Source organism: Saccharothrix sp. CB00851 (assembly GCF_001905065.1).
In the GTDB taxonomy this organism is placed as follows: domain Bacteria; phylum Actinomycetota; class Actinomycetes; order Mycobacteriales; family Pseudonocardiaceae; genus Actinosynnema.
Genome location: NZ_LWLC01000020.1, coordinates 68,910 through 91,439, shown reverse-complemented (window position 1 = coordinate 91,439; position 22,530 = coordinate 68,910). Strand labels below are relative to the sequence as shown.

Below are 22,530 nucleotides of genomic sequence, written 5' to 3'. Positions count from 1 at the left end.
TGCTCCGCCGCCGCACGGCGTCGTACGGAATTGCAAGGGCCCACAAGAAGTGCAACAGCCCCACCAGAACTGCATGGACCCACCAGAACTGCATGGCCCGGCGGAACAGCAAGGGCACGGCGGAACCGCAAGGGCCCGGGGGAACTGCAAGGTTGCGGCTGAAATTGCTGCGAGGGGTCGCTAGAACTGCAAGGACCAGCCGTTGATGCGGCCGATGTCGGCGGACGCGACGTCCTGCACGCGCAGCTTCCACGTGCCGTTGGCGGCCTCGGAGGAGGCGTTCACCGTGTACGTCGTCACGATGTCGTTCGCGCTGTCGTTGCTGGAGGTCTTCACCCGGTACGCCGACCCGTCCGGCGCGATCAGGTCGATCACCAGGTCACCCCGGTAGGTGTGGGTGATGTCCACACCGACCGCCAGCGCCGACGGCGCGTTGCCCGCCACCCCCGACACCGTGATCGGGCTCTCCACCGTGGTCAGGTCGGGGATGGTCACGTCGGTGAGGTTCTCGAACCGCGGCCCCGGCGGGGTGCTGCCCGAGCCCGCCAACGTCCACAGCGCGTAGGCGATGGCGTCGCTGTTGCGGTCCAACGCGGTCAGGTTGACGTTGCTGATCGTGTCACAAGACCGGTGGTAGCAGCGGTCGAAGGCGACGCCCGCCGTGCCGCCCCACTTCTGCGCCTGCGCCGAGGTCTTGGTCGTCTCCGCGCCGGTGAACGTGCCGCCGACCGGGATACCCGCCCGCGCGAACGCGGCGTGGTCGGACCGCCCGCCCACCGACGTCAGCTCGGTCGGCACGGTGAACGCCGCCTGCAGCGTCTGCTGCAACTGCAACGACCCGGTCGGCTGACCGGAGGCGCTGTAGACGAAGTAGCCCGGGTTCGGCGAGCCGATCATGTCGAAGTTCAGGTACGCCTTGATCCTCGACCGTTCGGTCGTCGGCAGGTTGTTCACGTAGTGGTTGGAGCCGATCAGGCCCAGCTCCTCCGCGCCCCACCAGCCGAAACGGATGTGCTTGCGCGGCGCGAGGCTCTGCCGGGACACGGTCAGCGCGACCTCCAGCAGGCCCGCCGACCCGGTGCCGTTGTCGTTGATGCCCGGACCGGAGCTCACGCTGTCGAGGTGGCCGCCGAGCATCAGCACGTCGTTCGGGTCGCCGCCCGGCCAGTCCGCGATCAGGTTGTACCCGGTCGCGCTGTTGTAGGTGAACTGCTGCACGGACGTCTGGTACCCGGCCGCGTCGAGCTTCGCCTTCAGGTGGTTGACCGATGCCAGGTAGCCGGGCCGGCCGTGCGCGCGGTTGCCGCCGTTGTTGGTGGCGATGGTCTGCAGGTCGTTCAGGTGCGCCTGGACGTTGGCCACCGGGATGTCCGGCACGGCCAGGGTGCTCACCGGTGCCGCGTTCACGGCGGGTGGGCTCAGCAGGGCCACGGCGAGCACCAGCGCGCTCGCCACAGGGGTTGTCCTCTTCAAGGACATGGCTGCCTCCGCAGGGTTTAGGGATAGCCACGCACGAGCCTGCGGTCTGCGACACCCCTGCGGTAGCGACTTTCGTCGTGGCACGTTCGGACGCACAGCGGACGGCACTGTCCGCTGGACGACCTCAGCGCAGACCGGACTACTTCTGCGAGCGCTGGGCGCGTGCCCGCCGCTTCCCCTCGTGCATGGCCTGGACTCGGGCCACCGGGATCGTGTGCCCCTCGGCGACCAGGTCGTCCGGCAGCTTCTGCGGCGCGGGCATCCGCGAGTGCCACGGGTCGTCGTCGCCCAGCAGCGAGGGTGCGGTCTTCACGGTGAAGTCGGCGGGCGTCACGGAGTCGAGGTCGTCCCAGTCCACCGGGAACGACACGGTGGCGCCCGGTCGGATCCGGGGGCTGTACGCGGCGGCCACGGTCGCGCCGTACGCCCGCGTCGAGTCGAGGAACACCCGCCCGCCCCGGTCGTCCTTGATGAACGCCGTGGTCGCCAGCTCCGGGTCCAGCCGTTCGGCCCGGGCCGCCAGCGCGCGGGTCGCGGCGGCCACGTCGTGGTCCACGCCGTCCACCGGCACGAACACGTGCACGCCCTTGGACCCGCTGGTCTTCACCACGCCGGACAGCCCGTCGTCGGCCAGCGCCCGCCGCACCAGCTTCGCCGCCGCCACCACCACGTCGAACCCGGCGCCCTCGGGCGGGTCGAGGTCGAGCACCAGGTAGGTGGGCCGGTCGAACGCACCAGCGGGCGCCAGCGTGACGTGGTACTCCACCGCGCGCTGGTTGGCGAACCACAGCAGCGTGCGCCGGTCCTCGCACAACGCGTACCGGATCTCGCGCTTGGACGTCTCCGCCCACAGCGACACCGACGGCACCCAGGACGGCGTGTACTTCGGCAGGTTCTTCTGCGTGAACGGCTCCTGGCCCGGCCGCACCCGCACCACCGACAGCGGTCGCCCGGCCAGGCCGGGGATGATCCGGTCGGCCACCGCGTCGAGGTAGTCGACGAGGTCGCCCTTGGTCGCGTCGGCGCCGTCGAACAGCGGCTGGTCCAGGTTGGTCAGCGCCACGCCGTCCCGCTCTTCACCCATCGCACCACCCTTGCGGTTGGCCGTGCCGCAGGCAAGCGGGACACGGCCCGCGGGATCAGTGGACGGTGACGGTCAGCCGGCGCAGTCGCGCGGGATCGGCGATCACCTCGTAGGCGGCGATCCGGCCGTCCACGACCGTGACGGTGAGGGCGAGCCGGAGTCGTCCGCGCGGTGCGACGACGATGCCGAGGCGCCCGTCCACGAGGGCCGGTTCGGCGTGGCGGGCGTTCGCGGTGAGCAGCACGGTCTCGGCGGCGACGGCGTGCGCGCCGCGGACCTCGACCGCGGCGCCGGGCGGCAGGGCGGCGGGGTCGGCGCGGCGCACGACGTCGGGGTGGAGCACGGTGAGCAGGGCGTCGAAGTCGCCCGCGCGGGCGGCGGCGAGGAACGCGTCCACGACGTGCCGGTGGCGGGTGGGTTCGGTGTCGGTGAGCGGGGTGCCGCGGACCTTGTGCCGGGCGCGGCTGGCGAGCTTCTTGGTGGTGGCGACGCTGCGGTCGAGGATCTGTGCGATCCGCTCGAACGGCACGGCGAACGTGTCGTGCAGCACGAACGCCACCCGTTCGGCGGGCGTGAGGCTGTCGAGGACGACGAGCAGCGCCAATCCGACCGACTCGGCGAGCAGCGCCTCGGTCTCGGGGTCGTCGTCGGCGGGCAGGTCGGGCAGGTGGTCGAGGGTGTCCTCGCGGCGGGTCCGCCGGTTGCGCAGCACGTCCAGGCACACCCGGGACACGACGGTGCGCAGCCACGCGGCGAGGTTGTCGATGTCGTCGGCGTCGACCCGGCACAGCCGCAGCCAGGTCTCCTGCACGGCGTCCTCGGCTTCGGGCAGCGAGCCCAGCATCCGGTGGGCGATCGCGCGCAGTTGGCCGCGGTGCGCCTCGAAGCGGTGCGCCAGCTCGTCGTGCATCGGTCTCCTCCCGGTTCGTCCACCAGGGGGACGAACCGGATCCCCGAAAGGTGACAGGACCATCTTCTCGACTGCTCGCCGCCGACGTGGTAGCCAGGGATCTCGCCAGTCACGGCCGCCGCCGGAGACCGAGGGGAACGCATGGTGAAGCGTCTTGCGGCGGTGGGTGCGGGGCTCGCCTGCCTGGTCGCGGTGCTCGTCGGCCCGGCACGGGCCGCTGCGGCGGAGCTGTCCGCCGTGTTCAGCCAGTCGTCGGTGTGGAGCACGGGGTACGGCGGGCAGGTGGTGCCGACCAACACCGGTGACGCGGAGAGCGCCGGCTGGGTGGTGGAGTTCGACCTGCCACCGGGGTCGTCGGTGGTCAACGCGTGGAACGCCGTGCTCACCCGGGACGGGCAGCGCCACCGGTTCGCCAACGCGGGCTTCAACGGCCGCGTGCGGCCCGGCGGCACGGCGAGCTTCGGGTTCACCGTCTCCGGTGTCGGCCTGCCGACCGGCTGCACGGTCGGCGGCCTGCCCTGCGAAGGCGGCGGTCCGGCTCCCGACACGGCCGCGCCGACCGTTCCGGGTGGTCCTCGGGTGACGGGCGTGACGGCGGGTTCGGTGTCGTTGGCGTGGAGCGCCTCGACCGACGACGTGGCCGTCACCGAGTACCAGGTGCTGCGCGGCACGACGGTGGTCGCGTCGGCCCCTTCGACCGCCGCGACCGTCGGTGGTCTGCTGCCGGGCACGGAGTACGCGTTCACCGTGCGGGCGCGTGACGCGGCGGGCAACGTCTCCGCTCCGAGCGCCGCGGTGACCGCCACGACCGCCGCCGCCGCCGGGTCCACCGTGGACGTGTCGACGGCAGCGGGGTTGCAGGCGGCGCTGGCGGCGGCAGTTCCGGGTCAGACGATCCGGCTGGCCGCGGGCGTGTACCGGGGGTCGTTCGTGATCACCCGGCCGGGCACCGCCGCCGCTCCCGTCACGCTGACCGGTCCGGTGGACGCCGTGCTGGTCAACGACGGTCCGTCGGGTGCCGGGCCGGGCTGCCCGGCGCCGACGCCCGGCTGGGACTCCGGCTACGGGCTGTGGCTGCACGACGCGCCGCACTGGAACCTGGTCGGGTTCACCGTGCGGGAGTCGAAGAAGGGCATCGTCGCGGACAACTCGCAGCACACCGTGATCGACCGCGTGCGGGTCCACCACGTGGACGAGGAGGCGGTGCACTTCCGGCGTTCGTCGGCGGACAGCGTGCTGCGCGACTCCACGATCAGCCACACGGGACTGGCGCAGCCGGGGTACGGCGAGGCGGTCTACCTCGGGTCGGCCGGCTCGAACTGGGCCTGTCACGGCAACTCCGGCGGCGTGGACCGCAGTGACCGGGTGCAGGTGCTCGGCAACCGCATCGGGCCGGGCGTCACGGCCGAGCACGTCGACGTCAAGGAGGGCACGTTCGGCGGCGTGATCCGGGGCAACACGTTCGACGGCACCGGCATGTCGGGGCAGAACTCGGCGGACTCGTGGGTCGACCTCAAGGGCGTCGGTTACACGATCGAGGGCAACACGGGCGTGTTCGCCCCGCCCGGCACGTTCGCCAACGGCTACGAGACGCACCACCCGGCCACCACGCCGTCGTTCACCAACGGTTGCGGCAACGTGTGGCGGGACAACCGCTCGGACTTGGGCGGTGTCGGCCAGTACGCGATCCGGGTCACGTCGACCTCGAAGTGCCCGGGTGTGCCGAACGTGGTGCACGGGTCGAACACCGTGACGCGGGCGGTGATCGGGCTGACCAACATCGCGGTGACGCCGTGAGAGCACGACGATCGCCCGGGTTCCGGGCGTGCCCACCGCCGCCGTGCAAACCGTGCATGACATTTTCCGGGGCGCCGATCCGAATCATGCCGCAGCCTTTAGGTTAGGCTCGCCTTAATGATTTCGTGTTGCGGCACACCGTGGTCGGTGGCAACGTCCCGTTCAGGAAAACTGCTGCCCAGAGGAGCGGTCATGACCACCACGGAAATGCCGGCCGTCAGCGAGTGCACCGTCACGGGCTGTTCGTACAACCACGACGGTTGTCACGCTTTCGCGATCACCGTGAGCGGTGCGAACGGTGCAGCCGACTGCGGGACGTTCATCCCCCTCGCCCGCAAGGGCGGCCTGCCGAAGGTCGTCGCGCAGGTCGGCGCGTGCTCGCGCACGGACTGCGTCCACAACAGGGAGTTGGAGTGCACCGCGCCCGGTGGTGTGACCGTCGGGCCCGGCCAAGGCGACCACGCCGCCAACTGCCTCACCTACACCAGGGGCTGACACGACGACCGCCGCCGGCCGGTCAGCACCCCTCAGAGCTGACCGACCGGCGGGGCGGGACGGCGTCTCAGCGCCGTCGGTCGTGGTGCCGTGCCACCACCAGCGCGGCGGCCAGCAGCACCAGGTTCTTCAGCACGAACTCACCGGTGACGCTGAGCAGCAACGGGTTGCCGAAGCGGAACGCCACCGCCGGCTGCACCACCAGCACGAGGAACGTGCCGAGCAGGTGCACCGCCGCCAACGCCGTCACCAGCCGCACCTGGACCGCCACGACCAGCGCCATCCCGGCCAGCACCTCGACCACGCCCACCGCGGGCACGAGCCAGGACGCGGGCGCGAACGGCACGGTGGCGGCGACAAGGTCGCGCACCGGTGACGTGCCCGCGACCTTCAGCACGCCGAACCACAGGAACACCACGCCCAGCGCGACCCGCAGCAGCCCGACGCTGCGGTCCAGCACGCCGTCCACCGCGCGTGACACCGCACCGGAGAACGCCGTGCCGGACAACAACGCCATCCCGGGCAACGCGGAACGTGACGACCCGGCAGCCGGCGCCCGGTCGACCTCCGGTGGCCTGGTCAATTCGCTGCTCATCACTCATCCCCTCGTCGCTCATCCGGAATCGCTTCGGCAATCGGCTCGGTGAATCGACCCCGCGAAACGGCCCCGGGAATCGGTCGTCCGGAATCAGGCACCGGACCGGCGGGCGGTGGTGAGCGTGTCGCCCAACGTCCGCAACCGCGTGTCGGTCCGCCGCACCTGCTCGGCGACCACGTCGAGCGCCCGGTCCAAATGCGGGCGCACCGTGGACGCCCAGTCGACGCCCGCCGCGCCGTCGCGGGCCTGTTCGGTCGGCTCCGGGAACGCCGTGGCCACCGCGTACACGACCGCGCCGAGCACCGCGTCCAGCACCAACTCCGGCAGCAGCGACATCACCAGGTTCGGCAAGTGCCCCGCTTCCTCCTCACCGGCCCGCGGCTGCCACGGGTCCAGGTGCGGCCGAACCGTCTCCCACAGGCCCGCGTCGACCGCGCCCACGCCGTACCGGCCGGCCCACTGCAACGCGTCCGCCCTGGTCACGGTGGCCGTCAGCACCCGACGGGCGTCCGCGCCGATGCGCAGCAACTCCGCCAGGTCCAACGACTCCGGCGAGCCCAGCAGCGCCGGCCGCACGTCCATCGCCACCTGGTGGTGCCAGCGCGTCGCCCACACCGCCCGCCACCACATGGCCTCCTGGTCGGCCGGCCGCGACAACCACACCGCGATGTTGCGGAAGTAGGCCTTGATCTCCTCGTACGCGGCCCGCCCGGACTCCGACGCGGCGAACCCGACGCTCTTGATCGGGTCCTCCGGCACGGTCGGGTCGCCGACCAGGTTGACGTTGAAGAAGTGGTGCCACGTGGCGTCCACCGCCACCCGGCCCACGCCGACCTGGTGCCCGTCGTACGCGCCGATCGCGCCGAACGTGCTCGCGGCCAGCCGCCCCTTGCTCGGGTCGAGCTCCGCCGCCCGCGCGGTGAGCGTGGACCACGCCACCACCTCGGGCGCGAGCCCCGCCGGGTACTCGGTGATCTCGTACCCGTCGAAGGTGAACGACCGCGTCAGGTCGTCCGGCACGTAGCACTCGCCCTCGTGCGGGTGGTCCGGCAGCACGCGGATCGTGCCGCGCGGACCGCACAGCAGCGGGTGCGGGTAGGCCTGGTGCGCCCACTTCGGCGAGTCCGACGTCGCGTACATCCGGGGCGTGATGACCTGCGGGATGTCGTCGGACTGGTCGTTGAGCTGGAACATCGGGTCGTGGCCCTCCGACAGCGTGTCGTTGCGGTCCGGGCCGTCGACCGACGGCGCCACCGGCTCGCCGTTCGGGCCGGGGTCCGGCCAGTGCCACTTGCGCATGCTCCGCACGCGCGGCACGGAGCCGCACATCGACGCGCCCAGGTCCTCGTGGTCGCCGGTGGCGAACACGCCGCCACCGCCGTCCATGAACTCCGAGAGCGCGCGCAACTCCGTCTCCTCCAACGGCGGCCGCTGCGCCCGGGCCACGCCGAACAGCCAGATCTGGTCGTACTGGCCCAGGTCGTGCCCGTCGAACCGGAACCCCGCGAGGTCGGCGCTCTGCGCGGGCAGGTTGGTCTCCCGGTGCGCTCGCGTCACCTCGAAGCCCACCCACGACCCGGGTGGCGTCTGCAGCACGTCCACGAGCGTGGCCAGGCCGAAGTCGGCCCGGTCGAAGCTCGCCGTCCCGTCGGTGACCATCAGGATCCGGATCGCGCCCGGCTCGGCGAGGACGGACGTGTTCGGCATGGGTGCTCCCCCTCGGTTCACGGTGTCATCCCTTCGATCTCGACCAGCAGGTCCGGGCGGCAGACGTCGACGGTGAACACCGCGAAGTCCGCGCGCCGGGAGAACTCGTCGCGGCACAGCCGCGTCACGAGCGGCACGTCCTCCGGTCGCTTGACGTAGACCTTGATCGCCCGCAGGTCCCCGAGGCGGTAACCGCCGTCGATCCCGTGCCGGACGAGGTTGTCGGTGCCGATCAGCGCGGCGATGTTGGCCAGCGTCACCTGGACCTGGCGCCCCACGTCACCGGGGGCGACGGTGGCGTGGTCGAGGATGCTCGCGGTCCCCGACACGTACAGCGAGCCGCGCCCCTGCTCGGGCCTGAGGTAGGTCGCCCGCGCGAAGCTCGGCGGCCTCGGCCCGTACTGCTCCGGGTACTCGTGCGCGGGCACCTGCAACGGGTTCTCCAAGTGCACGGCCGCGTGCGACCGGTGCGCCAGGAAGTAGAACGCGACCCCGTCGCCCAGCGAGCCGATGCCGGTGGACGCGGGCATGGCGTGCCCGTACTCGTCGAACGCCTGGCCCCGGCCGACGCAGAAGTCCCGGTACACCTCGGTGCCGCGGGCACTGCGGTCGGTGATGCCGTCGAGCATGTTCCACATGCGGAACACGGTCGGGTAGCCCAGCCGCTCCACCAGCTCGAACGCCGCCAGGTACGCCCGGCGCGTCGCCTCGCCGCAGTCCGCCGACGGCCCGATCCACCCGGCGCAGAACAGCACTTCGCCGTCGTGCGCGTAGAGCAGCCCCTGGTGCTCGCCGGTCCGGATCACGCCCCCCTCGGAGTGCCAGACCTCCACCACCTCGGGCTCACCCGGCCGCACCATGTGCAGCGGGAGGACCGGCAGGCCGTGCTCCCACCTCGGCCGGCCGCCCGCGGTCGAGTACCGCACGGCGCCCAGCACGGTGTCACCGGCCAGTTCGGCGAACTCCTCCGCCGACCGGAAGGTGCACGGTGGCGTCACGATCACGTTGCCACGCAATGATTTTCCCCCTTCAGAGCCGGACAGCGCGCCACGCCGCGACCACGGCGAGCGCCTGCCCGGGGTTGAGCCGCGGGTCGCACAGGCTCGTGAACGAGCCGGTCGGGAACCCGTCCCAACCGCACTCCTCGACCTCGTCCGGCGTCGTTTCCAGGTGCAGGCCGCCGGCCACCCCACCGGCGGCGTGCACGATCGCCCGGAAGTCCGCCACCTCGCGGACGACCGTGTCGACCAGTCGTGTCTTGCGGCCGTCCGCGTCGGTGACCGTGTTGCCGTGCATCGGGTCGCACAGCCAGATCACCGGGTGGCCCGCCGCGCGGACCGCCGCCACCAGCGGCGGCAGCAGCTCGGCCACGCGGTCCGCGCCGAGGCGGGCGATGAGCGTCAGCCGACCCGGCTCCCGTTCCGGATCGAGGCGGTCGCACAGCGCCCGCAGCTCGTCGGGCCGCAGCCCCGGGCCGACCTTGCAGGCCACCGGGTTGGCCACCGACGCGAGCAGCCGGACGTGCGCACCGCACACGTCGCGCGTGCGGTCGCCGATCCACGGCCAGTGCGTCGAGGTGAGCAGCGGGACGCCCCGGTCGTCCAGGCGCACCAGCGGCAGCTCGTAGTCCAGCACCAGCGCCTCGTGGCTGGTCCGCAGCCACGGGTGGTGGCCGCGCAGCAGCTCCGTCGCCGACCGCGCGGCGTGGTAGCCCGCGATGAGCCGCGTCGGGTCCGGTTGTCGGGCCAGCACGTGCGGCTGCGGCGCGTTGACCAGGTCGCCCCGGTACACCGGCAGCTCGACCCCGCCGACGACCTCGGTCGGCCGCGACCGCGGCTTGGCGAACTGCCCGGCCATCCGGCCGACCCGCACCACGGGCACGTCGTCGCCGCCCAGGGCGGTGGCCAGCCGGTCGACCAGCGCCGCCTTGGGCGTCACGTGCCGCGGTCCGCACTCGGCGAACGGCTCGGCGCAGTCACCGGCCTGCACGACCAGCCGCCGACCCGCCGCGACCTCGGCCAGGTCCGCGCGCAACGCCGCCACCTCGGCCGGTGTCACCAGGCCGTCCAGCCGTGCCAGCCGGGCCCGGAACGCCCGCGCCCGGCGGTCCGGCCACGTCGGCTGCTGGACTGCGGGCAGCGATTTCCAGTGCGCCGTCTCCCATTCGGACAACACCCTGGCGTGACTGCGCGGAACTGGCTCCGTGGACACTCGCGCCTCCGTCGATCCGGTTTGCCTCGCTGGTTTCGACGACAATGGTGCTGAATCACGCGGCACCTTTTCGTCGGTCCCCGGTGGGATTCGCCGCCTCCGCTTTCCCGTGCGGCGTCGCCCGATCGAGGTAAACCGGGAGGGGGATCGTCAAGCTCCGACGCGGGGTGGACGATAATCCGGGCAGGGGGTGATCCCATTGTTCGCGGCGCGCGGAAATACGCGTGCGGTGACGTGTGATCGGGTGACAAGGGGAGGGAATGGTGTCCAGTTCCAACGTGCGTCTCACGGTGTCGGTGCAGGCACACGGTTTCGCCGAGAAACCGCAGGAAGGCCACCTGGCCACCGGGCTGCTGACCAAACCCGGCGTGGTGCTCGTGCCCGCCTCGACCGACGGGATCGCCGAGTCGACCGAGGGCATCGACCTGCTGGTGCTGCCGCTGCCGCTCGGCGAGGGCGGCCGGATCGAGCGACTCGTCGCCGAGCGGGTCACGTTCTGCCTGGTGCCCGGCGGTGAGGGCGCCCGGTTCGCGCTGATCCGGATGGCGAACGACTCGCGGCACCGGCCGAACGTCGGCGAGTTCACCGAGCGAGAGTTGGAGGAGGCGCTCAAGCGGCACCCGGGCGACCTGTGGGCGGCGCTGGAGTCCCTGGGCGTGATCGAACCCGGCGCGCGGGACGCCGTCACGCCGGAGCTGCTGCGCCAGGTGCCCGAGGTCGAGGCGGCTCAGCGCAAGCCCGAGTTCGAGGAACCCGAGGACGGTCTCGTGCCGGGTGACCCGTGCGACCTGCTGCCCACGTGCCGGAAGGAGACCGCCTGATGGACCGGCAGGGACGGCCACCGTGGTTGTCCCGCGCCACGGCGGCCGATCTCGCCCTGGCGGCGTCGGCCGCCGTGGTGGACGTCTTCCTGTTCTCCGCGGTGAGCAGCCGCAAACCCGAGGGTGCGGGGATGTGGCTGTTCGTCGCCCTGGCCGCGATCGGGTTCGCGGCGCTGCTGGTGCGGCGCAGGTACCCGGTGCTGGTGTTCGGCGTGGTCTGGGTGTGGGCGGTGCTCGTCACGCCGACGAGCGAGCTGGAGTTCCAGCCGACCGCCATCCCGTGCGTAGCGCTGTTCACCGTCGCGCTGCGGGCGCAGGCGAAGGTGTCGGCCGGTGCGCTGCTCGCGTGCGCGGTGCTCGCCGTGCTGGCCGGGCTGCGGGAGGCCGCGTCCCGGCCGCCCGAGGCGCGCATGGTCGCCACCTACGCCACGCTGGTGTTCTACCTGCTCGTGTACGGCTGCGTGTGGGCCGGTGGGCGGTGGGCGCGGCTGAGCCGGCAGCACGCCGACGACCTGGAGTTCCGCCGCCGGGTCGAGGCGCACGAGGCGGTGGTGGCCGAACGCACCCGCATCGCGCGCGAACTGCACGACATCGTGGCGCACTCGGTGACCGTGATGGTGCTGCAGGCGGCGGGTGCGCGGCGGGTGCTCGACACCGACCCGGTGCGCGTCGGGCACGCGCTCGGCCACATCGAGGAGGCCGGTGAGCAGGCGATGGGCGAGTTGCGGCGGATGCTGACCGCGCTGCGGCTCAGCGACGAGGACGAGTCCGGTGACGGCGTGACCGGCAGGCCGCAGCCCGGCCTGGCCGACGTCGAGCACCTGGTCGGCACGGTCGCGGCGGCCGGGGTGCGGGTCCACACAAGGGTGGAGGGCGAGCCGCGCCGGCTGGCGGCCAGCGTGGACCTCGCCGCGTACCGGGTCGTGCAGGAGGCGTTGACGAACGTGACCAAGCACGTCGGGCCGGGTGCGTGCGTGGAGGTGCGGCTGCGGTGGGAGCCCGACGAGCTGTCCGTCGAGGTCACCGACGACGGACGGGGTCGGCGGCCGGAGCGCGCGCTGTCCACGAACCACGGTCTGGCCGGGCTGCAGGAGCGGCTGGCGATCGTGGGCGGGCGGCTGGCGGCGGAGGAGGTGCCGTCGGGCGGGTTCCGGGTGAGGGCCGTGCTGCCGGTCGCGGGCCCGGTGGCGAGCGACCCCGTGCGGGAACACCGGTGATCCGGGTGATGCTGGTGGACGACCAGCCGTTGGTGCGGGCCGGTCTGGCGATGCTGCTCGACGCCGAGCCGGACATCGAGGTCGTGGCCGAGGCGGACGAGGGCGCGGGCGCGGTGGCGCGCGCCGGTGAGCTGCACCCCGACGTGGTGCTGATGGACGTGCGGATGCCCGGCGTGGACGGGGTGGAGGCGACGCGGCGGATCATCGACGCCGACCCGGCGGGCGAGGACCACGCCACCAAGATCATCATCTTGACGACGTACCACGTGGACGAGGCGGTGTACGCGGCGTTGCGGGCGGGCGCGTCGGGGTTCCTGCTCAAGGACGCGGTGCCGCGCGAGCTGGTCGACGCGGTGCGCACGGTGGCGTCGGGCGAGGCGTGGCTGGACCCGACCGTCGCGAAAGGACTGATCCGCGAGTTCGCCGCCCGGCCGCGCCACCAGATGCCGACGTCGGCGGAGATGCGCGAGCTGACGGTGCGCGAGCGGGAGGTGCTGGTGCTCGTGGCGCACGGGTTGTCGAACCCGGAGATCGCCGCGCACCTCGTGGTCGGCGAGGCGACGGTGAAGACGCACCTGGGGCGGATCCTGATGAAGCTGGGGCTGCGCGACCGCGCCCAGGCGATCGCCGCCGCTTACCACAGCGGGCTGGTCGTGCCGGGCAGCAGCCCGCCGCCGCCTGCCGGCCGCACGCCTTGATCGTTACGGTCGACCGTGCGGCCCCGTGCGCGGTACCGTGCGGTGGTGCGCATTCATCCGCGCAGGGCACGTCGCCGTGCCGAACCGACGAGCGTGATGCTCGACCCGGCCACGGCGGAACTCGTGCGGCTGGGGACGTTGCTGGAGGTCGTGGTCCAGGCCGTGGCGCTGCAGGAGCGGGCGGAGGCGGTGATCGCCGACTGCGCGCAACCGGGTGAGCCGTCGTGGGAGGTCGCGCGCAGCGGGCGTGCCGTAGCGGCCCAGTACAGCAGGCTGTCCGGCTGGGCGGCGGACCTCGCGTGGCAGACCGACCGGCCCCCGCTGCCGCAGCGGACCGTCGAACTGCTCCGCTACCACCTGGTCATGCTGGACTGCGCGCTGAAGCTCGCGTTCCCCCGCTACCGCTCGGACCGTCTGGAACGCCACCGCCTCGCCCTGACCGGCCTGGGCGCACCGGCCCGCGAACTGCGCGACCTGGAGTCCGCCCTCCGCACCCGCATCACCACCCTCTCCACGTGAGCCCAACCTCCAGCCCGCGCGTGTCCTACGTTCGGAACGCGTGTGTCCTACGTTCGCGACCCCCGAGTTGAACACTCAGCACAGTCGATCTTGTTCTGAGTGTTCAACTCGGGGGTTCTGAACGTAGGACACGCGTGACGCGAACGTAGGACACACGAGGGCTGGAGGTACGACTCTCGGGGTTAGAAGGTGGTGCGGCCGGCGCCGAAGGGGTAGAGCGGGGTGCCGTAGGTGGAGGGGACGGGGGTGCCGGCGTCGATCCTGGCCCGGATGTCGGCACGTTCGGCGGCGGTGGCGCCCAGGTCGTACGGCAGGTCCCAGTGCTCGGTGGCGTCGGCCGGGACGTCGGTGCCGCCGGGGCGGAGGACGTCACTGAGAGCACGCGGCAGTTGCCACGGGAGCTTGCCCGTCGGGGTGTAGTCGCCGAACAGGAGCGAGGCCAGCGCCGGACCCATCTCCTCACCACCGCGGTAGGTCACGACGATCGCGCTCGCCAGGTTGTGCCACTCCGTGATCACGTAGGGCCGCGGGAGCACCAACGCGACCACGACGGGGATGCCCTGGCGGTGGAAGTCCTGGATCAGGGCCAGTTGGTCGGGCGGCAGGTAGGGCTGTTCCTTCGGCCAACTCGTCGCGTGCGTGTACGACGTCTCGCCCACGGCCACGATCGCCAGCTTCGGTGCCGGCCCGGTGTCCTTGTGCACGTTCACCCCGGCCTGCGCGGCACGCGTGCGGATCGCCTGCAACATGGTCTGCGAGCCGTACTCCTGGTGGAAGTAGCTCGTCCAGATGCAGCACGCGGCCGTGTCGTCGGCACGCGGACCGGCCACCACGATGTTGTCACCCCGGTTCAGCCGCACCGGCAGCACACCGGGCGTGTTTTTCAACAACGTCATCGCCTCCCGCGACGCCTGGTTGGCCAGCGCCGCGTACTCCGGCTTGTGGAACCGGTACGGCCCGTTCACCGGGTCGCCGTACGGGTTCTCGAAGATCCCGAGCTTGAACTTCAGCCGCAGCACCCGCCGCACCGCGTCGTCGATCCGCGCCGCCGGAACCCCCGCCGTGAACTGGCCCATGGTGAACCCCGGCGCACCCGGGTCCGCACCACCCATCACGTCGGAACCGGCGTTCGCCGCGCCCACCCACGACCCGGACGGCAGCCAGTCGGTCGTGATCAGCCCGGTGTACCCGAGGTTCTGCCGCAGGTACGCGAGGATCTTCGCGCTGTCGCCCGCGCCCGGCCCGCCCGGGTCGAGCAGCGAACTGCCCGCGTACCCCGGCATGATGTTCACCGCACCGGCCTCCATCGCGGCCCGGAACGGCGCGGTGTGGTACTTGATCGTCACGTTGTCGAACACGATCAACGCCTCACCACCGGCACCCTCACCCGGCCAGTGCTTCACGGTCGCCAGCACGGAGGCCGGGTTCAGCTCCGGCCCGCCCTGCAACCCGGCCACCAGCGCCCGCACCTGGGCCGCCGCCACTTCGGAACTCTCACCGTTGCCCTCCTGGATGCGCGGGTACAGCACCTTCGTGCCCACCTCGGCCAACGGCCCCAGCACACCGCGCGCCCCGACCTCCAGCTGCTCACGCCGCTGCATGTCGCCGAGCTTGTACTGCAACGGGTAGTTCCGGGCCGCCGCCAACGCGCTCTGCAGCGGGTACGTCGTCTTGTACCCGGCGATGGTGTCACCGGCCGTCACGAACGGGATGCCCAACCGCGTCCCGCTCGACCCGAGCAACGCGTTGTGCAGGTCCTGCGCCTCCGCCGGCCCGAAGTGCCACCCCGAACGCGGGAACACCTGGGCGTTGTAGAACATCTGGTAGGCCTTCTCCTCGATCGTCATCCGACCGAGCAGGTCGTTCACCCGCGTCTCCACGGGCAGCCGCCAGTCCTCGTACGGCTCGATCGTGCCGCTCCTGTTCAGGTCACGGCTGCCGTTCACCACCCGCACGCCGTCGTCCACCGAAGCCAACGTCGGCACGTACACGCTGAACGCGCGGATGTTCGACGCGCTGGTGCCACCCGACCCGTCCACCGCGACCACGAACCACTTGTAAGTCCACCGGTCGGCAATATCCCACGAAGGTGTGTAGCTCGTGCCGGTGGGCTCGGCGACCTTGGTGTAGAGGTCGATCAGGTTGCCCGATGCGGTGAAGTCGTAGTCCGTGCGGCTGACGTTGAGCCACACCTGGTAGCGCACCGCGCCCGGCACGGTCGCCCACGAGAACACCGGACGCCGGGTCGAGGTGACCATCGCGTTGTCGGCGGGCGCGGACAGGGCGAACCGGCCGGTCACCGCCGGGGCCTTGGTCGGCGGCGAGAGCAACGGCGGGGTCGCCGCGGACGTGTCGACGGTGCCGAAGACCTGGAACTCCCACAGCGAGACGCCGTAGCCGGTGGCCCGTGCGGTCGCGAACAGCCGCAGGTAACGGCCCGTGCCGCCGACGGCGAGCCGTTCCACGCCGCCCGCTCCGGTGGTGGTGGAGTAGATGGACGTCCAGTTCACCGCGTCGTTCGACAGTTCGAGCCGGTACCCGCGCGCGTACGCGCCCTCCCAGTTCAGCACGACCTGGTTGACGGTGGCCACGGCGCCGAAGTCGACCCGCAGCCACTGGTTGTCGGCGAACTGGCTGGACCAGCGGGTGTTGGTGCGGCCGTCGAGCGCCGCGGCGGGGGCGTTGCCGCCCTCCCACGTGGAGGCCGCGACCTGCTTGTACTCCGAGATCGGCGTGCCGGACGGCGTGCCACCGGTCGTGCCGTAGACCTGGAACTCCCACAACGAGTAGCCGTAGCCGGTCGCCCGGGCCGTGCCGAACATCCGCACGTGCCGACCGGTGCCGGTGACCGGGATGCTCTGCGTGCCGCCGGAGCCGTTGGCGGTGGTGTGGATCGTGGTCCACGTGACGCCGTCGGCCGAGGTCTGGAGCTGGAACGCGGTCGCGTACGCGGCCTCCCAGGTCAGCACCACGCGGTCCAGCGTGGCGGTGGCACCCAGGTCGACGCTCAACCACTGAGGGTCGGCGAACGCGCTGGACCACCGGGTGCCCGCGTTGCCGTCGGTGGCGGCGGACGCGGCGGTGCCGCCGTTCTCGGTGGACGACGCGGTGGTCGGTTTGCCTTGCGACAGCAGGACACCGGCCGCTTGTGCGGAGGGCGACCCGATGGCGAGCTGTCCGGCGACCAGGGCGGCGACGACGGCCAGGAGGGCGGGCAGGGGCCGGACCCGGCGACGTCGCGGCGGTGGGAGCAAGGCGGGGAGCGGGGACGGTACCCGGCGGCGGTGCCGGGTGGGTGCTTCGGGCATGGCGACTCCAGGCAGGGGTGACCCGCGGCCGGTGTGCCGCCGGCCGCGGATCGTCGACTGACTCTCGGAGAGCGCTCTCCCACAGCGAACTTCACGGGTGGTGCCGCCGTCAAGGGACCGGCGGACCGGTTCTCGCCGACCTGGCGGCCCGGTTCCGGTCGGGTCCGGGAGCGGCGCGGCACTAGGATCGACGGGTGACGATCACGATTCCCGGTTTCGGCGAGCTGACCCCGGTGGACCACGTGCCCGAAGGTGTGGCGTGCTGGAACACGACCGCCGCCGGGACGTCGGTGAGCGTGCTGGTGGAGGAGCCGGCCACCACCGACGACCTCGACCTGCCGTTCATCGGTTCGGTCCTGCGCGACCGCGACCGGCTGCTCGCCACCGCCCACCAGGCCGTAGCCGACCACCTGCGCGAACGCCCCGGCTACGGTCCCGACGCCGTGTCCGACCCGGAGTTCACCTTCCACCCCGGCCGGGACTGGCTGGTCCGGTTCGCCGAGTGCCGAGTCCCCGGTTTCACCGAGCTGGGCGTGGTCGTGGTGTTCAACGGCGCCGATGTGGTCGGGGTGGACGACCTCGCCGACGTCGACCTCGCCGACGAGTGACCCCGACCGGGATGGACCGGGCGGGTGAACGTGCCGTCCGGCGCCGTCGTGAGTCCAAAGAGGACAGATCCGCTCCCTGGCTCGGGTAGGCGCGGGCGTCGACCCGTCGGCAAGCCGAATGGGTGCCGCCGACTGGTTCAATGTGGACATGACGACACCTCCGGTCGCGAGGCCCTCGATCCTGACCGTGGACGACGACCCGGGCGTGTCCCGGTCCGTGGCGCGCGACCTGCGCCGCAAGTACGGCGAGGACTACCGGATCGTGCGGGCCGAGTCCGGCGCCCAGGCGCTCGACGCGCTGCGCGAGATCAAGCTGCGCGGCGAGGAGGTGGCGGTGCTGCTGGCCGACTACCGGATGCCCGGGATGAGCGGCATCGAGTTCCTGGAGGCCGCGATGGACCTGTTCCCCGCGGCACGGCGGGTGCTGCTCACCGCGTACGCCGACACCGACGCGGCGATCCGCGCGATCAACGTCGTCGACCTCGACCACTACCTGCTCAAACCGTGGGACCCGCCGGAGGAGAAGCTGTACCCGGTGCTGGACGACCTGCTGCGCGCCTGGGCGTCGGCCGACCGCGGGCCCGTCCGGCAGGTCCGGGTCGTCGGGCACCGGTGGTCGTCGCGGTCCTACGAGGTGCGCGACTTCCTGGCCCGCAACTCCGTGCCGTTCCGCTGGCACGCGTTGGACGACGGCGACGCCGAGGCCGGGCGGCTGCTCACCGCGTGCGGCGAGGACGGCGTGCGGCTGCCCGTCGTCGTCACCGCGGACGGCGAGACGCTGGTCGAGCCGTCGGACGCGGAGTTGGCCGCCCGGGTCGGCCTGACCACCCGGCCATCCACCGACTTCTACGACCTGATCGTGGTCGGCGGCGGCCCGGCCGGGCTGGGCGCGGCCGTCTACGGCGGGTCGGAAGGACTGCGGACGGTGCTGGTCGAGCGCCGCGCCACCGGCGGCCAGGCGGGCACCAGCAGCCGGATCGAGAACTACCTCGGCTTCCCCGACGGCGTGTCCGGCGAGCAGTTGACCGACCGGGCCCGCAGACAGGCGCTGAAGTTCGACGTCGAAGTGCTGACCGCGTGCGACGTCGTCGGCTTGGAGGCACGCGGCGCGGCACGGGTGGTGCGGTTGGACGACGGCACCGAGCTGGCCGCGCACACCGTCATCCTCGCCACCGGCGTGTCCTACCGCAGGCTGGACGCGCCCGGTCTCGACGAGCTGACCGGCCGGGGCGTGTTCTACGGCGCGGCCACCACCGAAGGACCGGGCTGCGCGGGCCAGGACGTCTACCTGGTCGGCGGCGCCAACTCGGCGGGCCAGGCGGCGCTGTACTTCGCCGCCCACGCTCGCCGCGTCGTGCTGGTGGTGCGCGGCGACTCGTTGGCCACGTCCATGTCGCACTACCTGGTCGAACAACTGGCGAAGGTGGACAACATCGAGGTGCGCACGTGCACCGAGGTCGTCGGCGGCACGGGGGAGGAGCACCTGGAGACCGTGACGCTGCGGCACAACAAGACCGGCGAGACGACGACCGTGCCGACGTCGTGGCTGTTCGCGTTCATCGGCGCCGCGCCGCACACCGACTGGCTGGCGGGCACACTGGCCCGTGACGAGCGCGGGTTCGTGCTCGCCGGACCGGACCTGGTCACCGACGGCCGACTGCCCGAGGGCTGGGACCTCGACCGGCCGCCCTACCACCTGGAGACGAGCGTGCCGGGCGTGTTCGTGGCCGGTGACGTGCGCGCCGACTCGGTGAAGCGGGTTGCCTCGGCCGTCGGCGACGGCGCGATGGCCGTGTCACTGGTGCACCGCTACCTGGAGAGGTCGTGATGGAGAACCTGACGGTCGACGACCTGCGCGGGCTGTTCCTGTTCGAGCACCTGTCGGAGGAGCAGTTGGCGTGGCTCGTCGCGCACGGCCAGGTCGAGACGCACGCGGCCGGTACGCAGGTGTTGCGCGAAGGTCAGCCCGCGACCTGCTTCTTCGTGCTGCTGGACGGCACGGTGGCGCTCAGCCGCGTCATCGGCGGCCAGCGCGTGGAGACCAACCGCACCGACCACCGCGGCGCGTACTTCGGTGCCACCCAGGCGTACCTGGGCGCCGACGCGGAGGCCAAGACAGTCTACCAGATGACCGCCGACGCGGTGACCGACGTGCGGCTGTACCAGTTGCCCGCGCACGACTTCGGCGCGATGTTCCGCTCGTGGTTCCCGATGGCGATCCACCTGCTGGAAGGCCTGTTCTTCGGCATGCGCAACACCGAGCGGATCGTCAGCCAGCGGGAACGGCTGCTCGCGCTCGGCTCGCTGTCGGCCGGCCTGACCCACGAGCTGAACAACCCGGCCGCGGCGGCGGTGCGGGCCACCGGCGCGCTGCGCGAGCGGGTGGCCGGGATGCGGCACAAGCTGGCGCTGCTGGCGAGCGGTTCGATCGACCCGGCCACCCTGCCGGTGCTGGTGGAACTGCAGGAGAGCGCGGTCGAGCGGGTGGCGAAGGCGCCGAAGCTCGGTCCGATGCAGACCGCCGACCTGGAGGACGAGGTCGCCGACTGGCTGGACGCGCACGGCGTGGCGGGAGGGTGGGACCTGGCACCCGTGCTGGTCGCGGGCGGGTTGGACGTCGAGTGGCTGGACCGGGCGGCGGCGCTGTGCCCGCAGACCGCCACCGAGGCCGCCGTGCGCTGGCTGGCCTACACGGTCGAGACCGAGACGTTGATGAACGAGATCGAGGACGCCACCACCAGGGTGTCCACGCTGGTCGGCGCGGCCAAGCAGTACTCGCAGGTCGACCGGGCGCCGTTCCAGGTGGTCGACGTGCACGACCTGCTCGACTCCACGCTCGTGATGCTCGGCGGCAAGCTCGGCGACGGTGTGCGCGTGGTCAAGGACTACGACCGCTCCTTGCCGCCGCTGCCCGCCTACCCGGCCGAGCTCAACCAGGTGTGGACGAACCTGGTGGACAACGCCGTGGCGGCAATGGACGGCGACGGCACGCTGACCGTCCGCACCTCCCGCGCCGGCGACGACCTGGTGGTCGAGATCGGCGACACCGGCGCGGGCATCCCGGCGGAGGTGAAAGGGCGCATCTTCGAGCCGTTCTTCACCACCAAGGCGGTCGGCGAGGGCACCGGGCTCGGGCTGGACATCTCATGGCGGATCGTGGTCGACCGCCACCACGGCGACATCCGCGTGGACTCCGAGCCCGGTGACACCCGCTTCCGGGTACACCTGCCGCTGACCGCTCCGTCAGCAGGGCTTGCGGAGGACGGCGCCGGAGGTACCGGCCAGTGAGACCGACGTGACCTGCGTGCCGCGTTCGTTCACGTGCCCGCCGTCCAGCGGCACGGTGACGGACTTGCTGTCGGTGCGGTTGGCGTTGACCACGACCGTGCCGCACGCGAAGTCGCGGACGAAGATGTTCGTGCCCGCGGACCGGTACGGCCCCGACGGCGTGCCGAGGTCCCAGTCGTACTCGGTGCGCCACGGCGTCGGGTCGCCGTAGCCGTCGGTCTGGTCGATGCTCGCGATCGCGGCCCGGTCACCCGCCGCCAGCAGGTAGCTGGCCAGCGCGAACCGGTACGGCCGGTCCGCGCCGTCGGTGTGGTGCGGCTGCACCCAGGTGATCTTGCCGCGGGCCTCGTTCGCCGCGATCTCGGCGACCTGCCTGCTCCACCCCTCCGGGTACTCCGAGAGCAGGTTGGTGTCGTCGAACGTCAGCCACCACTCGTCGAAACCGCCGTCGAGGTGCTCGGTGTAGGCGTCCCACGCGCCCGCGTGCAGTCGCGCGTTCGACAGGTTCGCCACCGTCTTCAACCCGGCCGCGACGAACTCGTCCCGGGTGTTGGCCAACATCGACTTGTACGCGTCCTGCAACGCCGCGTCGGTCGGGTACTTCGCCGGGCACACGCCCTCGTGATAGGCGTCGCACGGGAACAGCGCGTTGTCCATGAACACGCCGTCGAATCCGGCCGCCGTGCTGCTCTCGATCACGTTCGCCGCCCACGCGTCCTGGTAGGCGGTGTTGCCGACATCCATCTGCCAGTGGCCGGAATAGCCGCTGTACTCGAACCGGCGGCCGTTCGGGTCGAGCAGGAACCACTCCGGGTGGTCCTTTTCCGCCTGGCAATACCCGACACCCGTCGGCAACTGCGCGTCGTCCACCCCGTCGCGGCACGCGTACGAACGCGTGGAGGACAAGTCCTTGTAGACGAAAACCTGGACGGCCGGGTTCGCCGCCTTCAGCTTCGGGATCAGCGCGCCTTCCCAGGCGTTCAGCACGATGTAGGCGCGGCGGCGCGCCTCGGTGGCCAGCACCTCGTCGGAGACGGGGGTGGAGTTCATGTGCAGCCAGAAGGACTGCACCCGCCCACCTCCCGAGACGTCCTGGTCGGCCGCGCCGGTCGCGCCCGTCGCGCCGGACGGTGCGACCAGCGCGGTCGCCGCGGTGACACCGGCCACGACGGAGAGCAGTATGCGGGTTCGGCCGCGGCGCGCAAGCCGGTGTCGGACGCGGTCATTCCGTTGGAACAGGGACATGCCGGACTCCCGGTACGGCAGGCGGCACCCACTGTCGATCGCGACGACAATGTCTACCCACAACAGGGGACAATGGGCGTGCCCGCCCTCGATTCGGTCACGCGAAGATCGCCTACCGGTCAGTAGGGCGAATGCGCGACCGCAGTAAAACCGCTCGTCACCGGGCAGGTCAAGTAACGTGCGCCACACTACGCACGAAATCGGTCGTCTCTATTGGTCGCAACTATTTCGGTCAACCGGCGAAAAGATCATGGCGTACCCGCGCGCTCGGCCGGGCCGTCCGGTGTCGCACCTCGGCACAGCCGACGAGCGCCATACCCGCCACCAGCGGAAGGACCATGGCCCCCTCGACCGCCAGTGCGCACGTGAGTGCGATCCACAGCAGCAGTCTCATGGGGGAAAGGCTAGGGAGACGCCAGTCACATTCGCACCTGATTTGGGCAAGGCTTGAGGTAGGAGCCGGCCGCCGGACGTCCCGCCGCTGGTCACGGCGAGGCGACGAACCGGCCGAACTGATCGTTTTGTCGGACCCCGTCGCTAACCTC

19 protein-coding genes are annotated in these 22,530 nt (G+C 71.8%); 9 read left to right on the top strand and 10 right to left on the bottom strand.

What is annotated here, in order from left to right; all coding sequences use genetic code 11:
* Positions 1-180: 180 nt before the first annotated feature.
* From A6A25_RS20330 to A6A25_RS20320, 3 genes are all read right to left on the bottom strand, one after another.
* A complete protein-coding gene (locus tag A6A25_RS20330; protein WP_338013219.1) occupies positions 181-1,455 on the bottom strand; it encodes a M28 family metallopeptidase in 1,275 nt (424 codons plus the stop codon).
* 163 nt (positions 1,456-1,618) lie between these two features.
* Positions 1,619-2,563, bottom strand: coding sequence for a DNA polymerase domain-containing protein (locus A6A25_RS20325; protein WP_073892290.1), 945 nt, complete (start codon positions 2,561-2,563; stop codon positions 1,619-1,621).
* A 55-nt stretch (positions 2,564-2,618) separates the two neighbouring features.
* Positions 2,619-3,473: a sigma-70 family RNA polymerase sigma factor gene (locus A6A25_RS20320; RefSeq protein WP_073892288.1), complete on the bottom strand. Its 855-nt coding sequence runs from the start codon at positions 3,471-3,473 to the stop codon at positions 2,619-2,621.
* Between the two features lie 141 nt (positions 3,474-3,614).
* On the opposite strand from A6A25_RS20320, the gene A6A25_RS20315 reads away from it, so the two are divergent.
* Positions 3,615-5,270, top strand: coding sequence for a cellulose binding domain-containing protein (locus A6A25_RS20315; protein WP_073892275.1), 1,656 nt, complete (start codon positions 3,615-3,617; stop codon positions 5,268-5,270).
* Positions 5,271-5,462: 192 nt separating this feature from the next.
* Positions 5,463-5,765 carry a DUF1540 domain-containing protein gene (locus A6A25_RS20310; protein ID WP_073892273.1) on the top strand — a complete coding sequence of 101 codons (303 nt, stop codon included), beginning with the start codon at positions 5,463-5,465 and terminating at the stop codon, positions 5,763-5,765.
* A 67-nt stretch (positions 5,766-5,832) separates the two neighbouring features.
* Here the strand turns inward: A6A25_RS20310 and A6A25_RS20305 are convergent, their stop codons facing one another.
* The 4 genes from A6A25_RS20305 to A6A25_RS20290 form a co-directional block, all read right to left on the bottom strand.
* The gene (locus tag A6A25_RS20305) at positions 5,833-6,360 is read right to left on the bottom strand and encodes a DoxX family protein (RefSeq protein ID WP_073892271.1); all 528 of its coding nucleotides are present in this window, start codon (positions 6,358-6,360) and stop codon (positions 5,833-5,835) included.
* Between the two features lie 93 nt (positions 6,361-6,453).
* The gene (locus tag A6A25_RS20300) at positions 6,454-8,070 is read right to left on the bottom strand and encodes a hypothetical protein (protein ID WP_073892269.1); all 1,617 of its coding nucleotides are present in this window, start codon (positions 8,068-8,070) and stop codon (positions 6,454-6,456) included.
* 17 nt (positions 8,071-8,087) lie between these two features.
* Entirely contained in the window at positions 8,088-9,086 is a 999-nt protein-coding gene (locus A6A25_RS20295) for an FkbO/Hyg5 family chorismatase (protein ID WP_241828812.1), read from the bottom strand.
* 13 nt (positions 9,087-9,099) lie between these two features.
* A complete protein-coding gene (locus A6A25_RS20290; RefSeq protein ID WP_083668494.1) occupies positions 9,100-10,281 on the bottom strand; it encodes a 3-deoxy-7-phosphoheptulonate synthase in 1,182 nt (393 codons plus the stop codon).
* 263 nt (positions 10,282-10,544) lie between these two features.
* Here A6A25_RS20290 and A6A25_RS20285 point away from each other — a divergent pair, with 263 nt between their 5' ends.
* Genes A6A25_RS20285 through A6A25_RS20270 form a run of 4 tightly spaced genes read left to right on the top strand, consistent with a single transcriptional unit; the run spans position 10,545 to position 13,536 of the window.
* Complete coding sequence (locus A6A25_RS20285; RefSeq protein ID WP_143193291.1) at positions 10,545-11,102, top strand: hypothetical protein; 558 nt, start codon at positions 10,545-10,547, stop codon at positions 11,100-11,102.
* On the top strand, positions 11,102-12,319 hold the full coding sequence (locus A6A25_RS20280; protein ID WP_073892265.1) for a sensor histidine kinase: 1,218 nt from the start codon (positions 11,102-11,104) through the stop codon (positions 12,317-12,319). Before A6A25_RS20285 ends, A6A25_RS20280 begins: the two co-directional genes overlap by 1 nt.
* Positions 12,316-13,017, top strand: a complete 702-nt coding sequence (locus A6A25_RS20275) for a response regulator (RefSeq protein ID WP_241828811.1) — start codon at positions 12,316-12,318, stop codon at positions 13,015-13,017. Before A6A25_RS20280 ends, A6A25_RS20275 begins: the two co-directional genes overlap by 4 nt.
* A gap of 45 nt (positions 13,018-13,062) precedes the next feature.
* Positions 13,063-13,536 carry a hypothetical protein gene (locus tag A6A25_RS20270; protein ID WP_143193290.1) on the top strand — a complete coding sequence of 158 codons (474 nt, stop codon included), beginning with the start codon at positions 13,063-13,065 and terminating at the stop codon, positions 13,534-13,536.
* A 182-nt stretch (positions 13,537-13,718) separates the two neighbouring features.
* Here the strand turns inward: A6A25_RS20270 and A6A25_RS20265 are convergent, their stop codons facing one another.
* On the bottom strand, positions 13,719-16,844 hold the full coding sequence (locus A6A25_RS20265) for a discoidin domain-containing protein (RefSeq protein ID WP_073892261.1): 3,126 nt from the start codon (positions 16,842-16,844) through the stop codon (positions 13,719-13,721).
* Positions 16,845-17,038: 194 nt separating this feature from the next.
* On the opposite strand from A6A25_RS20265, the gene A6A25_RS20260 reads away from it, so the two are divergent.
* From A6A25_RS20260 to A6A25_RS20250, 3 genes are all read left to right on the top strand, one after another.
* The gene (locus A6A25_RS20260) at positions 17,039-17,452 is read left to right on the top strand and encodes a hypothetical protein (RefSeq protein ID WP_073892259.1); all 414 of its coding nucleotides are present in this window, start codon (positions 17,039-17,041) and stop codon (positions 17,450-17,452) included.
* 148 nt (positions 17,453-17,600) lie between these two features.
* Entirely contained in the window at positions 17,601-19,280 is a 1,680-nt protein-coding gene (locus tag A6A25_RS20255) for an FAD-dependent oxidoreductase (RefSeq protein ID WP_073892357.1), read from the top strand.
* On the top strand, positions 19,280-20,740 hold the full coding sequence (locus A6A25_RS20250) for an ATP-binding protein (protein WP_073892257.1): 1,461 nt from the start codon (positions 19,280-19,282) through the stop codon (positions 20,738-20,740). The genes A6A25_RS20255 and A6A25_RS20250 overlap by 1 nt, the downstream gene beginning before the upstream one ends.
* On the opposite strand, the gene A6A25_RS20245 is transcribed toward A6A25_RS20250, so the two are convergent.
* Together A6A25_RS20245 and A6A25_RS44130 are read right to left on the bottom strand one after the other, a co-directional pair.
* The gene (locus tag A6A25_RS20245) at positions 20,696-21,907 is read right to left on the bottom strand and encodes a putative glycoside hydrolase family 15 protein (RefSeq protein WP_073892255.1); all 1,212 of its coding nucleotides are present in this window, start codon (positions 21,905-21,907) and stop codon (positions 20,696-20,698) included. The two genes, A6A25_RS20250 and A6A25_RS20245, sit on opposite strands and share 45 nt — an antisense overlap.
* A 310-nt stretch (positions 21,908-22,217) precedes the next feature.
* Positions 22,218-22,379, bottom strand: coding sequence for a hypothetical protein (locus A6A25_RS44130; protein WP_158073771.1), 162 nt, complete (start codon positions 22,377-22,379; stop codon positions 22,218-22,220).
* Between the last annotated feature and the right edge of the window lie 151 nt (positions 22,380-22,530).

What these genes read in the sequence shown, in the direction of transcription:
- A6A25_RS20325 (WP_073892290.1), bottom strand. Translation starts at nt 2,563, where the DNA reads ATGGGTGAAGAGCGGGACGGCGTGGCGCTGACCAACCTGGACCAGCCG.
- A6A25_RS20320 (WP_073892288.1), bottom strand. Translation starts at nt 3,473, where the DNA reads ATGCACGACGAGCTGGCGCACCGCTTCGAGGCGCACCGCGGCCAACTG.
- A6A25_RS20315 (WP_073892275.1), top strand. Translation starts at nt 3,615, where the DNA reads ATGGTGAAGCGTCTTGCGGCGGTGGGTGCGGGGCTCGCCTGCCTGGTC.
- A6A25_RS20310 (WP_073892273.1), top strand. Translation starts at nt 5,463, where the DNA reads ATGACCACCACGGAAATGCCGGCCGTCAGCGAGTGCACCGTCACGGGC.
- A6A25_RS20305 (WP_073892271.1), bottom strand. Translation starts at nt 6,360, where the DNA reads ATGAGCAGCGAATTGACCAGGCCACCGGAGGTCGACCGGGCGCCGGCT.
- A6A25_RS20300 (WP_073892269.1), bottom strand. Translation starts at nt 8,070, where the DNA reads ATGCCGAACACGTCCGTCCTCGCCGAGCCGGGCGCGATCCGGATCCTG.
- A6A25_RS20280 (WP_073892265.1), top strand. Translation starts at nt 11,102, where the DNA reads ATGGACCGGCAGGGACGGCCACCGTGGTTGTCCCGCGCCACGGCGGCC.
- A6A25_RS20265 (WP_073892261.1), bottom strand. Translation starts at nt 16,844, where the DNA reads ATGCCCGAAGCACCCACCCGGCACCGCCGCCGGGTACCGTCCCCGCTC.
- A6A25_RS20255 (WP_073892357.1), top strand. Translation starts at nt 17,601, where the DNA reads ATGACGACACCTCCGGTCGCGAGGCCCTCGATCCTGACCGTGGACGAC.
- A6A25_RS20250 (WP_073892257.1), top strand. Translation starts at nt 19,280, where the DNA reads ATGGAGAACCTGACGGTCGACGACCTGCGCGGGCTGTTCCTGTTCGAG.
- A6A25_RS44130 (WP_158073771.1), bottom strand. Translation starts at nt 22,379, where the DNA reads ATGAGACTGCTGCTGTGGATCGCACTCACGTGCGCACTGGCGGTCGAG.